The sequence below is a fragment of the Salegentibacter flavus genome, from assembly GCF_900115145.1.
GTDB lineage: Bacteria > Bacteroidota > Bacteroidia > Flavobacteriales > Flavobacteriaceae > Salegentibacter > Salegentibacter flavus.
On sequence record NZ_FOVL01000019.1, the window covers coordinates 1 to 14,003 of the forward strand.

Consider the following 14,003-nt stretch of genomic DNA (forward strand, 5'->3'; position numbering starts at 1 on the left):
CCAATGATCTCTTCCCGGTTATAGGCCTTATCTTCTTTACCCAAATCATCCAGATACAATTTTCCGTGGTAATAGTTTCCCAGTTTAAAATTGCTGGTTTTATCCCTCTGTGATTCATAATACCTAGTAAGCAAATGAACCGTTGAAATGCGTGGGAACCAAAGCTGGGTGCTTCGGGTATGCTCCAGGATTATTCTTCCAATCTTATGGATAGCATCAAAAAGTGTCGTTTTCCCCACGCCATAATCTCCATAAATCAACAGGCCTTTTTCAAGTGTCGCTTTATTTTTAATAATCCCAAATTCATTAAAATCGGGCTGCAGTAAAAAATAGCGGAAAATGCTAAAGATAATTTGATGGTTTTCATCCGTTATTAGAAATTCAGGATAATGCTTACGAAATAACTTCCAGAAAACTTGTTTGTTGATCTGAGGCTGGTTTTGTTTGCATTCCCGGTTTTTTGTAACAAGCTTTGACGAAATGCTTGGAAACTGTGAACTAGTCATAATTTTGAACTTTATGCTGAACCTGGAGGTCCATCGTTTTTATTTTCACCGGCTTTTTCCCCTGGGCGATCAGTGATCCGATTTTTTCCCGGAGTTTATGAGTGCTTAGTATAATTCCTTTCCAGAATTCGTCGGAACCATTCAACAGCTCATAGGCCAGTAGTAGTTGTTCTTGTGAAACCCCATCTTTCTCCATCATCAGCCGAATCGGCTCGAAACACTCCTTAAAACTCGCCTTTTCTGTTTTTTTTGTTGGCGCACCTTTATTTTTTAAGTTTTCTAAAAAAAGTTTTTGAAATTTAAGAGCCCAATCAAAATAGCCCAAGTAGTTTTCTGGAATTTCAGATCTATTCACTTTTAAAAATTCCTTTTTAAAGAAAGTTTTAAGGTTTAATAGGTTTATTTGTTTATGGTTTAATTGTTTATCTATACTAGCAATGCTTCGGACTTGCTTTATACACTGCCCAGACAAGGCTTTGTCCAATGCTTTGGGTGGTGCTTTGGTATTTTTTACTAAAGCAATGACATTGGCAGTGTACTGGTTCTTGCTTTTCTGAATCCATTTTATAAATTTCCATGCTACAAGATCCTCAAGGGCCCGGATATAAGTTTTATAGTTCCGGATGCCCAGGGCTTCCATAGCCAGATCGGTTGGAAATCCAAATGTTTCCTTCCATCCCAGTCTATTGCAGCGTTCAATGGCAAAAAAGTAAATAGCGGTATGGATCGGTTTAACTTTGTTAGAATGGTTAAAACTAAAATCGAACCATGCCCTTGAAAATTCATAACCATTCATAGCTTAAGCTTTTTGATTTCCGAGTAGCCATGCATTGAGTTTACTCCTCTCAAAATAGATAAACTTCCCTCTGGGTTTAGAATGGGGAATTAGTTCCTTAGAGGTGAGCTTGTACATATAGCTTCTGGAAATCCCAGAATACAGGCAGGCTTCATCAAATGTTAGTACTTCCTTGGTTGCGCCGAGCATTTGTTCAATGCGCAGCAATCGATCTTCTAATTCTAAATTACTCATAGGTTCTATGATTTACAAAAACAACACTGCAGTTGTCTTCTGGTTATAGAAACAAATGACTAATTAAAATCCTTGTAAATCAATATGGTAACAGGTAATCAAGTGGTAATTACCTATTAAGGTCTGAAAAATATCGAAATTCACTTCTTAGTAAATTTTATAGTAATGAGGTAAAAAACACTATATTTATCGAAAATTTACTAAAGTTGAGTATAGCTGATTTTATAAAAGAGCGACTATCCTTCGAGGAATATGCTTTTAGTTGGGATGAATTGGTCAAGGCAATGCCCTCTAAATCGGAAGCTTCTATCCGGAGCGATCTGTACTATGCTATTGGCAATGGAGACGTTATTTCATTACGTCATAAATTTTATTTAATCATTCCTCCAAGATACTCCCGTACTGGTAAATTACCAATAGAGCTTTACATCGATAAGCTTTTCACCTTTTTAGGTAGAAATTATTACCTCGGGTTATATTCTGCTGCCAAACATTATGGGGCGAGCCATCAACAAATACAGAAAGAGTATGTATTACATGATAAATCTTCATTGCTTTCTATTTCAAAAGGACCAGTTAAACTTGATTTCTTTACAGTTTCTAATTGGCCAGAAAGAAATATTTTGTCACGAAAAGGAGATGCAGGAATGTATAAAATATCGAGCCCGAGTTTAACGGCAGTAGATTTATTGTACCATCAAACTAAAATAGGAGGTCTAAACAGAACATTATCAATTTTAGAAGAGTTGGCTGAAGAAATAGAACTTTCAGATATTAAAGATTTATTGACCTGGTATCCACACAAAAGTGTTCTACAGCGATTTGGTTTTTTATTAAATGAGTTTGATCATACGTTAGAATCGATTGAGTTGATATATGACCATTTGAGCCTTCAAAAATTCCATCCGGTTTTATTAAGTCCAAAATCAAAACAGAAAGCAGGGGCGGTAACCAACCGCTGGAAAGTAGATGTAAATATTAAGATGGAAAGCGATTTATGATACCAAGACCGGACATAGCTAAATGGCAGGTAAATGCGCCGTGGAAAGAATTTATGCAGGTAGAGCAAGATTTAGTAATAAGTAGAACTTTGATTGAGCTATTTTCCGATGATTTTTTGAGGGAGAATTTAGCCTTTCGTGGCGGAACCGCCCTGCATAAACTATACTTAAACCCTGCTCCACGGTATTCAGAAGATATTGACCTGGTACAGATAAAACCGGGTCCTATCAAACCCATAATGAAACGCATAGGGGAAGTTGTTACTTTCTTTGAGGAAAATCGGAGTACCAAAATTGGAGGTCACGGTGCAAAAGCCCTCTATCGCTTCAATTCAGAATATGAGGATATCAGACTAAGATTAAAGCTGGAAATAAACTGCAAGGAACATTTTAATGTATTACCCTGGGTTGAATTTCCTTTTGAAGTAGACAGTAATTGGTTTGAAGGAAAAGCTAAAATACGCACTTATAGCATTAATGAATTATTAGGTACAAAACTAAGAGCATTATATCAGCGAAGTAAAGGCAGGGATCTTTTTGACTTAGACTATTCCAGGCTAAATATGGAACTAGACAATGACCTTATTTTAAAGTGCTTTAAAGAATATATGAATTTCTCTGTTGGTAGATCACCAAGTGCTAAAGAGTTTTTATTAAATATAGAAGAGAAAGAAAAGGATCCGGACTTTACAGGTGATATGGAGGCCTTGTTAAGATCAGAAATTGAATATGACCAGCAAAAAGCATTTGAATGGTTAAAGAAAGAATTAATTGAAAAAATTTAAAGCTTAGAAACAAGATAAAATTATAGCCAATTCAACAATAATTGAAAAATATTTTCATCTTCATATTTTTTGATCAGCTAATTTTGCTTCTCTAATAAATTACTTTTAAAAATACTGGAGATTTCCTTTAGGTAAGTGGCTTTGTTATTTCGCCAGTCGGAAATATTTTTAGAAGATAAATGCTGTTCGATACCCGTGGGATTTTTAAGGGTAAAATAATGTTCAACAAAAAGGATCATTTGATGGTTATCCAGGTTTTCAAAACCGATCAGCAAATGGCTTAAAAATTCTAGCAGCGTTTGTCGGTTTACCTGTTTCTGTCTTTTAGGAGAAAGATCTATCCATTTCAAACGATTCTCGTATGAAACTGGTTTCAATAGAATCAGTGACTGAAAACTTTGATAGTTTCCTTGTAGATATTTCCCTGAGAATGCTTTAAAAACGGCATTTGCCTGAGTTTCTGTTAACGGAATAGACTTAAGGTTTAACTGCTGAATTTTTTCCAGTCCAGGGTCATTCAAAGTATAAACCTCCAATGTATTTGATCTGATTCTTTTTCTTTTAATAATAAAATAAATGGCTGAAACACATAATAAAGATGAAACCAGGTATATAAAAGTATAAGTTATTTTAACCCACAAGCCGGATGGAGTAATCCAGGCATAAAATAGAAGAGCGGTCAAAAAGAAAAGACAGCAAATAAAAAAGATTTGACCAAGTTGCGAATCTGTTTCCCGAAGCAGATAGTTATAAAGCTCCAGGAGCTTTGCCCTCAACCGAAGAGTTAAAACCGCGAAACGTTCCAAAAACATATTATCCAACTTGCTTTTATCTACATAAAGATAACTAAAAGAAAGTATAGGCTTGTTTTAATGAAGTTACTGATTTTCCAGGTTTAAGAATTTCAAACAAAACATGAAAATTTGGACTAATCACTTTCTATTGAAAAGATTTTATCTAAAAAAGAGGAGTGAATAAATTTCCAGAGTTATTAATAAGGTGATTGTTCATAGTCAATTTTTGCACAAGTTGAATATATGATACAGGAAACCTGAAAAAACCTTTTCTATAATCAGAAGATCTTTGATTCATCAAGGAAGGTGTGAGCTGATTACTTCCTTTTACTCTGGGAATTTGTTTTTTCGCGTCTTAAAAAGGGATGGCTGTGAGGATGAAGTTTACACAAGGATTAGGAAATCCTACTATTTTCTTCAGAAGAAAAGCTACGATTTGAAATTTAACCTGGCGGACTTCATCGTAAAATTTCGAGCTGGAGTGAAGCGTTCCAATTTTTCATCGGGTTAGCGTAACGGAAGTCTAAATTTCTTCGATGGTGTCCAAGACCTTTATAGAGAAGCGCTTTTCCCGAAATGAAGCTTTTGCGAAATGTAGTGGGAATGGGCTGAACGGGTATTACAATTAACTGCTCTTTACATTTTCTTCAATTTAATTTACTCATCAGTAATAGTTATTTGTCACAAATTTTTAAAATATTTGTGACAGAATTTTACATAAAAAATGCCTGAATCCATTGAAAATAGAGTAAAAAATAAGATTAGTAATTGTAAGAGAGGAATTTTTTTTCCCCGTCTGACTGGAAGTAAGCTCACCAAAATTTCTTGGGTAGATTATTCCAAACATAATTATGATACTTTAAAATTCACGCCACCAGAAAGTATTATGGAAGAATACAAAAGGGATTATGCTGCAATGGAGGAAAGTATGTTCTATGGTAAAACTGAACCATTCGAGGATTTAATTGATAAGCTAAATCAATTAAATACACGTATAAATAAAATTGGCTAAAAAATCACCGATTGAATTTCAGCAATCGTTCTTTGAATTATATTTATCCATTTTAAAAAGAGATGCTCACGCCGTTGTATATGCTTAGTGCATTCAGTGAGAATAATTAAAATCTCACCTTACGGGTGTACAAGCACCCTCGTAATTTATAATAACCTGTTGTTTAGCATTAACTTTTTTGGTTCCAATGTACTTCGTTTTGCTTTGATGATTTAATTAAGTGATGCCCACGCGTTGTATATGCTAAGCGCATTTAGTGAGTGTAATGTTCACCTCACCTTGCGGGTGTACAAGCACCCTCATAATTTATCGTTCAATCTGTTATTAGTTCAATACCGGTTTTTTCGGCCTTGTATTTAATTTTGGTCATCAAGTCATAATAACTCCAGTTCCTCAGTACAAAGGCTTCCTCTTTTGCTATTTCTATTTTCTTCTCCTGGTCCACTAAAACCAGCGTTCCCGCCTGGTGTTTTACGCAGAAATCGATAAGTTCCCTGCTATATACGTGCAATCGCTGGTTTACATAATTATGCTCCTTATCCCGAAACCTGGCCACGGCCTTTGTTTTCCGTTTATGTCCATTTCCCGACCTGGCATATTTTACCCCATCCCGGGTCCTTCTACAGGCAGCCTGTATGGCCAACCTCCGATATAGAAATTCTTCCCTGCTGCCGATGCTAAGCCTGGCTTTACCGATCTTCACCATAATGGGATATTCCAGTGACAAGCTAGCTTCCGCGACCACTTCCGGCCGTAACTTGTGCTTTTCTTTTTCAATTTCAAAGGTGGCCAACATAAAGATCTTGCCATCTTTTAACTTTAGATGAGAAGTACGCATTTGGATCTCTCCCTTTGTCAGCTGGTGCATCAATTTCCACTTGTCGTCAAATGCCCTGCCTAAATAGGTTTTTACGGGAATGGAAAAGAACCGAAAACAAAATGCACTTTTTTCAGGGTTAAATTCCAGGCCACAAACCCCCTCCATGCTAAAGGGAAAAGCCATTTCCTTTTTGAAATTATGTAAGGAACGCTCGCCTTTCCAGTATTCCTCCCTGTTTTTCCTGAACGTACTTTGAATGCTGCTATTGAGGTGGGATAAAATATTAGTGGGCATTTCACCTTTAAAGCGATCAGATACCATCCGGTAGGTCGTGTTCATCCGGGAACGGTTGAAGATGCCAAGTTCATCTTTTTTTTCATCCACCAGTTTATATTTGACCCCTTCTGATAAATAGAAGAACTCCTGGATCATTTCCTGAACATACAGGTGGGTAACAATTAGGTTCGCAGCCTTGTGGCAGCGGTACCGCCATTGGTACAGCTTACTTTTCGCTTCCCGGCGTTCCTCCTTGGTAGGCAGATCGATCAATAACTGGATCCTTCGAGTGAGTTTTATAGTATCCTTTCCCATGACTAAGCCGATTGTTGTTGTTCGTGTTTGAGCTGCATTAGCTTATAGGCGGCCATAAATTCCTGGTGGACTTCCTTTTGGGAAAGGTTCAGTTCCTTAGCTATGGTAGCAAAGGAATACTGCTTTTCCGTGCGCAGTTGTAAGACCTTTTCCTGCCCCTTGGTCATTTTGGCCTGTATCTTAACTGCCACCACCGGCTTTGGTTTTGTTTCCAAAGTGCTACCCTGGTGGATGATATTTTTAATATCCTCAATCGCTCTTTTTACCTCGTTGCTGGTATGGGTGATACTGCTGCCCATTACCTGGCCAACAATTTTATAACGAAAATCATACTTTAAACAGAGTTCAATAAGATGCCTTCTTTCAGCGCTAAGTAATGGGAATACTTTTTTTATCCGGTCAATGGCTATTTGCTGCGCCTCGTGGTCTTTGTGGTTTTGAAGATCGTCTTTGGGATCATAGCCCGCTAAATAATCCTGATAGTTCTCATAACTTTCTAAGGAATTTACTTTTCTGAAAAACTTATTTTTAGGGCGAGTGAAGTAGGTGTAGCATTCCCTTTTCATCACCATTCTAAGGAAATAGTAAATATGTTCCGGCCGCTCTATCCGGTCTCTTTTCTCCCATAATATGAGAAAGCTATCCTGTACCAGGGTTTCCACGGCAAAATCATCATCCAATATCTGCCTGCCCACCCAGAAGATATTACGGTGGTACTTCTTATAGATAAACTCCAAAGCATCGGGATGTCCTTGTTGTAATAGTTCAAAAATACGCTGTAACATAATATGCTGTATAATTACAATTAGTAATTATTTATTTACTAAAAGTAAATAAATATATTTAAAAAACAAATTATAATTTATTATAAGTATATTAATCAATACCATAAATGAATTAGTTGTCATTTTAGGGTCAATAAATACCCCCATGGCAAAAGACGACCAACATAAGGACCCAACATTACTTTCCATAGGATCGATGTTTGAAACAGGCAGAATTAAGAAGATGTATACGCTTTCGGAATTATATCCAACCAAAATAGCGAAATCACTTGGTATAAATTATGGTAGATATATGGTTAAACTCAGTCATCCAGATAGATTCACTCTTGGTGAGATAGTAAGGCTTGCCAATTTGTTAAATATAGAACCTGAGATGATTACCAAAGTTATTTATTCAGAAATGGATTAACAATTGCCTTAATTAGAAAAGTGAATTATTAAAGAGGACTGTAACCTTATCCTTTAAATGTTGGTTTAATTTATAGAAGCCAGTCCTGTACCTTCATTAAATTTTAAACGTAATGAATTACAATTACAGGGATTTATTTAAGTTAAATTTTCGGTAAAGAAACTAAGTAGAATAATCTAGAAAATACAGGAACGATTACTAATTGATCGGTAATACCAAAAGGAACTTAATATCCCCGAATACTTAGTAGAAAAATATCTCCAAGGGCCTCAATTTTTTATTTTTCTACGGGTTTTCCCTTATTTTTTATAGGAAAACATAATTATTTTTAGTAATTATGTTAATCTTATTTGGCTTACCCTGCTATTCCAAAAAGTGAAAGCGACCTGTAAAGGCCGCTTTAAATGTTTTCACAACGGAATAATCCTTATTGTGAATTGCTTCAAAATTGTATAACAAGTATAAAACAATTATTTGGATTGTACAATTTGCTTTTCCGTAAAGTGAAAATCCGGCATTGATTAACCTACCATAAATCATAATTATATGAAAAAAATTTTAGGACTTGATTTGGGAACAAACTCGATCGGGTGGTCGCTTATAGAACAGGATTTTGATGAAAAAGAAGGGGGAATTTTAGGAATGGGATCTCGAATTATTCCTATGGACCAAGGTGTTTTAGGGAAATTTGATAGCGGTAATTCTATTTCCCAAACTGCAGAAAGAACCGATTATAGGGGAATGCGAAGATTAAATGAACGGTACCTTTTACGCCGTCAGCGGCTACATCGAGTATTGAATATACTTGGTTTTCTCCCCACCCATTATGCGGAAGCTATCGATTTTCATAATAAGTTAGGTCAGTTTTTACCGGGAAAAGAAGTGAAATTTAATTATCAACTAAATGGAGGTCCCAAACATCAATTTATTTTTCAGAAGTCATTTGAAGAAATGGCAGAAGAATTTAAGGCTAAACATCCTGACCTAAAAATTCCATACGATTGGACTTTATACTATTTAAGGAAGAAAGCGCTTTCAGAAAAAATATCTAAAGAAGAACTGGCGTGGGTAATTTTAAATTTTAACCAAAAGAGAGGGTACTATCAATTACGTGGAGAAGATGAAGAAACCGATAAAAACCAGGAATATGTTTCTTTACAGGTAAAGGAATTAATTGACACAGGGGAAGCCGTGAAAGGCAAACCGCTTTATAAAGTGATCTTTGTAAATGGATGGGAATATGACAGGGATATTACCAAAACCGAAGATTGGGAAAATCAGGAAAGAGAATTTATTGTTACTACTAAAACCAACAAAGATGGCAGTACCAAAAGAACCTTTAAAAAAGTAGATTCTGAACTGGATTGGATTGCTATCAAGCAAAAAACCCAACAGAACATAGATGAATCTAAAAAAACGGTAGGACAATACATTTACGGAAGCCTCTTGGAAAAGCCCAATCAAAAAATACGAGGTAATCTGGTAAAAACCATAGACCGGAAATATTATAAAAAGGAACTTTCCAAAATTTTAGAAATACAAAAGAAGTTTCATCCAGAATTACAAAATAATGACCTGTATCAAAAATGTTTAAATGAATTATACCCGCGCAATGAAGCGCATCAGGCAAATATTAAGAGCAACGATTTTACCTATTTGTTCATAGAAGATATTATTTTCTACCAACGTCCATTGAAAACCAAGAAATCTACTATTTCCAATTGTGCTTACGAAAAAAGGTATTTCAAAAAAGATGATGAACTGGTGGAAAAACCATTAAAAAGTATTCCAAAATCCAATCCGCTCTACCAGGAATTCCGTCTTTGGCAGTTTATTCAAAATCTCAGAATTTATAAAAAGATCACTGATGGAGAAGGGAAGACAAAGATCGATGAAGACATTACCAAGGCACTATTGCCGGATACTTCTTCAATCGTTGATCTATTTGATTTTTTGAATGACCGTAAGGAAATTGACCAAAATCAATTAATCAAGTATTTTTCAGATTTAAAACTAATTCCTAAACAGAAAAAGGATTCTTCCTTATTTCGTTGGAACTATGTAGAAGATAAAAAATATCCCTGTAACACCACTCGTGCTGAATTTTTATCCAGGATTAAAAAGATTAAAGAGGTTTCAAAAGATTTTTTCGACCAGAAAAATGAAAAAGAATTATGGCACATTGTCTATTCTGTAAAGGATAAAAAGGATTTTGAAAAGGCTCTAGAAACTTTCGCCGAAAAAAAGCAAATTCCGCAAGAGGAATTTATAGAAAACTTTAAAAAAATTCCTCCGTACCCAAATGATTATGGTGCTTATTCAGAAAAATCGATAAAAAAACTTTTGCCATTAATGCGAATGGGCAAATACTGGACCGATGATTCGATCAACACTGAAATTAAAAACCGAATAAATGATATTCTTGAACGCTTAGAAGCCATAAATTTTGATAAAGAAAAAATTGAAACGGTTGCCGATGACGCCTACAAAAAACAAGTTTTAAAAAGCTTTTTAAAGTTTAAAGACAAGGAAAACCCGTTAGAAGGATTAAATACGTATCAGGCTTGTTATGCGGTTTATGAAAGACATTCAGAAATTTCAGAAATTATAAACTGGAAAACTCCAGCAGATATTGATTCCTATTTAAATGAAATATTCAAACAACATCAACTTAGAAATCCAATAGTAGAACAAGTAGTCACCGAAACTTTAAGAGTTGTAAGGGATATCTGGAAACACTATGGAAATAGTGAAAAGGATTTTTTCTCGGAAATCCATTTGGAATTAGGAAGGGAAATGAAAAATTCTGCTGAAAAAAGGCAACGCTTAAGCAGACAAAATACTGATCGGGAAAACACCAACCAACGAATAAAAGCGATATTAGAAGAATTGCAAAATGAAGGCATTGAAGCCATTAAACCCTATTCACCCAACCAACAAGAAATTTTAAAATTATACGAGGAAGGTGTTTATTGCAACGCAAAATACGATCAGGTTAGTGAAGATGAAATTGAAGCTATCAGAAAAAAGAATGCACCAACCAAAAAAGATATTTTACGTTATAAACTCTGGCTGGAACAAGGCTATCGTTCTCCTTATACGGGAAATATAATTCCAATGAGTAAACTATTTACTACAGATTACCAAATTGAACATATCATTCCGCAATCCCGCTTTTTTGATGATTCTTTTAATAATAAAGTGATTTGCGAAAGCGCTATTAACCCTTACCCTTATAAAGACAATCAATTGGCCTACGAATTTATAAATAATAGTCGAGGTTGTGTGGTTCCGGAATTGGCAAATAATGGTAAGGAATGTACAATTTTCACCTTGGAAGAATATGAAGATCATTGTAAAAGCTATTTTAGAAAGAATCGCACAAAACTGAAATATTTATTGAGTGAAGATATTCCTGAAGGATTTGTAAACCGCCAATTAAATGACAGCCGATATATTAGTAAATTCATTAAAGGGTTGTTGAGCAATATCTTACGAGAACCTAACGAAAGAGAAGCTACGGTAAAAAACCTTATACCTGTCAACGGTGCGATAACTAGTCAATTGAAACAAGATTGGGGGTTAAACGATAAATGGAATGAAATTATCGCACCTCGTTTTAAACGAATGAACGAGGTCACGCAATCCGATGATTATGGATATTGGGATAAAAAAATCAATGCGTTTAGAACACAAGTCCCCAAAGAAATTGAACCCGGATTTAGCAAAAAACGAATCGATCATCGCCACCATGCTTTAGACGCTTTAGTGATTGCCTGTACAACAAAAGACCATATTAATTATATTACCTCAATTAATACTGAACGTAAAAATCACAGTTTAGTTAAAAAATTACGACAGACAAAAGAAATAGAATTAGGGGGTAAAAAAAGAACCGTTGCAAAATCATATAAAAAACCCTGGAAAGGATTCACTATAGATGCTAAAAATGCCTTGGAAGAAATTGTAATTAGTTTCAAAAAAAATATTCGGGTAATCAACAGATCCAACAATAAAACCTGGTATTGGGAAAAGAAAAACGGTCAGTGGAAAAAATCTTTACAACTTCAAAAAGGAAAGAATTTCGCTATTAGAAAACCATTACATAAAGAGACGGTTTCGGGTTTAATCGACATACCTACCCCTAAAGGAAAAGTAGCAACTGCTACCCGAATCAATATTTCTGATATTAAAAATCATAAACACATTGATAAAATAACCGACAACAGTATTCAGAAAATTTTAAGGAATCACGTCAAAAACTATCTTGATGAAAAAGGGAAGGAAGATTTCGAAGAGGCATTCAGCCCAAAGGGAATAGCCGAATTAAATAAAAATATCAAAACCTTAAATAATGGTAAAGATCATCAACCTATTTATAAAGTAAGGCAATATGAAGTGGGTAGTAAATTTAGTGTAGGGGAAAGTGGAAACAAAACAGATAAGTACGTTGAAGCCGCCAAAGGAACTAATTTATATTTTGCGGTGTACTGGGATGAGAAAAAGCAAAAGCGAAACTTTGAAACTATTCCATTAAATGAAGTTGTAGAGCATCAAAAGCAGATGGCTCATATACCAATGAAAGATAAAGAGCCAATTCCGATAGACCACACCAAAGGAAATTTGTTATTTTATTTATCACCAAACGATTTGGTTTATGTCCCAATCGGTAAAGATTTAGAATCAGACATTGGTCCTGAAAAATTGGTAAAAGAAAATATTTTTAAGATAGTAAGCTTTACAAATACCAGATTATACGCACTACCGAACACAGTTGCTATTTCTATCAAAAATAAAATAGAATTTAATCAACTTAATAAAATAGAATTCACTTCGGAAAAGTTAAGTTGCTGGAAACTTGATGTTGATCGTTTAGGGAATATGAAAAAACTTATTAAATGATCAAACGCACCCTCTTTTTCGGTAATCCAGCTTATCTCAGCACCAAAAACGAACAGTTAGTGGTTTCTTTCCCTGAAGAAGGAAAAGAAGATAAAACAGTTCCTATTGAAGATATCGGGGTGCTTGTTTTGGAAAATCCTCAGATCACTTTGACCAACGGACTCATCACTAAACTCATTCAGAATAAAGCGGCCGTTGTAAATTGCGATAAACAGCACCTTCCTTGCTCTATTTTACAACCACTGGTGGGCCATACCGAACAAACCGAACGCTTTTCGGCCCAACTCAGCGCAAGTCTGCCTTTAAAGAAAAATTTATGGCAGCAAACCATTAGTGCAAAAATCAGCAACCAGGCACAGCACCTATTTCGTAGAAATAAAAATCATAAAAAACTGGCACGTTGGGCGGGAGAAGTAAAAAGCGGTGATACCGAAAACCACGAAGCAGTAGCCGCAGCCCATTATTGGCAAAACCTTTTTGATATTGATGGATTCACTAGATTTAGGCACGGAGCCCCCCCAAACAATTTACTAAACTACGGATATGCGATTCTACGGGCAGTAACCGCTAGAGCACTTATAAGTTCCGGGTTATTGCCTGGAGTGGGAATATTTCATCATAATAAATATAATGCCTTTGCCCTTGCCGATGATATTATGGAACCCTACCGGATTTTTGTTGACGACTTAGTTTATGAAATATTGGTTTCCGAAGAAAATATTGATGAATTGACTTCAGACTTGAAGTCACAACTTCTGAGAATTCCGGCCTTAGATGTTTTTATTGATGGAAAATGGAGCCCGCTAATGGTAGCCTTGAGCAGAACCACTAATTCTCTATACGAATGTTTTGCCAACCTAAGTCGTAAGATTCTTTATCCCCTGTATCAATAGAACCGGTCTAATCCAGTTTGCCTTAAATCAGCACAACATGGAAGAAAAATTTTCACGTTTAAATCAATACCGCAGTATGTGGGTACTAGTATTCTTCGATCTACCAACCGAAACCAGGGCCGAGCGAAAAGCTGCAACAAGGTTTAGAAAAGATTTGCTGGATGATGGTTTTGGAATGTTTCAATTTTCAATCTATACCAGGTTTTGCGCAAGTCGCGAAAATGCAGATGTACACACCAGGCGTACCAAAAGAAACCTTCCAAAAAAAGGAAAAGTATGTATTATGCAAATAACCGATAAGCAGTTTGGAATGATTGAACTTTTTCACGGTAGAAAAGAGACCGCCCCGGAACCCCCCACTCAACAACTTGAACTTTTTTAGGATTTTAAATGTCGGACCGATCACAGTCGGGACCTTTTAAAAATCCATTGATTTTTAATCCTAAGCATACTTATAAGAAACAGGATACCAGTC

Annotated in this window: 13 protein-coding genes; 7 read left to right on the forward strand and 6 right to left on the reverse strand. The window is 35.5% G+C overall.

What is annotated here, in order from left to right:
* The 3 genes from BM266_RS13385 to BM266_RS13395 all read right to left on the reverse strand — a co-directional run.
* The coding region (locus BM266_RS13385) for a hypothetical protein (RefSeq protein WP_139220647.1) at positions 1 to 506 on the reverse strand (506 nt) is incomplete at its 3' end.
* Positions 499 to 1,302: a hypothetical protein gene (locus tag BM266_RS13390; RefSeq protein WP_093410592.1), complete on the reverse strand. Its 804-nt coding sequence runs from the start codon at positions 1,300 to 1,302 to the stop codon at positions 499 to 501. The genes BM266_RS13385 and BM266_RS13390, both read right to left, overlap by 8 nt.
* 3 nt (positions 1,303 to 1,305) lie before the next feature.
* Positions 1,306 to 1,536: a helix-turn-helix domain-containing protein gene (locus BM266_RS13395; protein ID WP_093410594.1), complete on the reverse strand. Its 231-nt coding sequence runs from the start codon at positions 1,534 to 1,536 to the stop codon at positions 1,306 to 1,308.
* 206 nt (positions 1,537 to 1,742) lie between these two features.
* Between BM266_RS13395 and BM266_RS13400 the strand changes: the two genes are divergently transcribed.
* Together BM266_RS13400 and BM266_RS13405 are read left to right on the forward strand one after the other, a co-directional pair.
* A complete protein-coding gene (locus BM266_RS13400; RefSeq protein ID WP_093410596.1) occupies positions 1,743 to 2,537 on the forward strand; it encodes a type IV toxin-antitoxin system AbiEi family antitoxin in 795 nt (264 codons plus the stop codon).
* Entirely contained in the window at positions 2,534 to 3,322 is a 789-nt protein-coding gene (locus BM266_RS13405; RefSeq protein WP_093410598.1) for a nucleotidyl transferase AbiEii/AbiGii toxin family protein, read from the forward strand. Before BM266_RS13400 ends, BM266_RS13405 begins: the two co-directional genes overlap by 4 nt.
* A gap of 77 nt (positions 3,323 to 3,399) precedes the next feature.
* On the opposite strand, the gene BM266_RS17150 is transcribed toward BM266_RS13405, so the two are convergent.
* Positions 3,400 to 4,134, reverse strand: coding sequence for a hypothetical protein (locus BM266_RS17150; RefSeq protein WP_093410600.1), 735 nt, complete (start codon positions 4,132 to 4,134; stop codon positions 3,400 to 3,402).
* A gap of 706 nt (positions 4,135 to 4,840) precedes the next feature.
* On the opposite strand from BM266_RS17150, the gene BM266_RS13415 reads away from it, so the two are divergent.
* Positions 4,841 to 5,128 carry a hypothetical protein gene (locus tag BM266_RS13415; protein ID WP_093410602.1) on the forward strand — a complete coding sequence of 96 codons (288 nt, stop codon included), beginning with the start codon at positions 4,841 to 4,843 and terminating at the stop codon, positions 5,126 to 5,128.
* Positions 5,129 to 5,441: 313 nt separating this feature from the next.
* Here the strand turns inward: BM266_RS13415 and BM266_RS13420 are convergent, their stop codons facing one another.
* Positions 5,442 to 6,539, reverse strand: coding sequence for a hypothetical protein (locus BM266_RS13420; protein ID WP_093410603.1), 1,098 nt, complete (start codon positions 6,537 to 6,539; stop codon positions 5,442 to 5,444).
* A 2-nt stretch (positions 6,540 to 6,541) separates the two neighbouring features.
* Positions 6,542 to 7,324, reverse strand: a complete 783-nt coding sequence (locus BM266_RS13425; protein WP_093410604.1) for an RNA polymerase sigma factor — start codon at positions 7,322 to 7,324, stop codon at positions 6,542 to 6,544.
* Between the two features lie 145 nt (positions 7,325 to 7,469).
* On the opposite strand from BM266_RS13425, the gene BM266_RS13430 reads away from it, so the two are divergent.
* The 4 genes from BM266_RS13430 (at position 7,470) to cas2 (ending at position 13,910) form a co-directional block, all read left to right on the forward strand.
* Entirely contained in the window at positions 7,470 to 7,733 is a 264-nt protein-coding gene (locus tag BM266_RS13430; RefSeq protein WP_093410606.1) for a hypothetical protein, read from the forward strand.
* A 546-nt stretch (positions 7,734 to 8,279) separates the two neighbouring features.
* Positions 8,280 to 12,635, forward strand: coding sequence for a type II CRISPR RNA-guided endonuclease Cas9 (cas9, locus tag BM266_RS13435; protein WP_093410608.1), 4,356 nt, complete (start codon positions 8,280 to 8,282; stop codon positions 12,633 to 12,635).
* A complete protein-coding gene (cas1, locus tag BM266_RS13440) occupies positions 12,632 to 13,528 on the forward strand; it encodes a type II CRISPR-associated endonuclease Cas1 (protein ID WP_093410610.1) in 897 nt (298 codons plus the stop codon). The genes cas9 and cas1 overlap by 4 nt, the downstream gene beginning before the upstream one ends.
* A gap of 37 nt (positions 13,529 to 13,565) precedes the next feature.
* Positions 13,566 to 13,910 (forward strand): CRISPR-associated endonuclease Cas2, encoded by a 345-nt coding sequence (gene cas2 / locus BM266_RS13445; RefSeq protein WP_093410612.1) that lies wholly within the window; start codon positions 13,566 to 13,568, stop codon positions 13,908 to 13,910.
* The last annotated feature ends 93 nt before the right edge of the window (positions 13,911 to 14,003 follow it).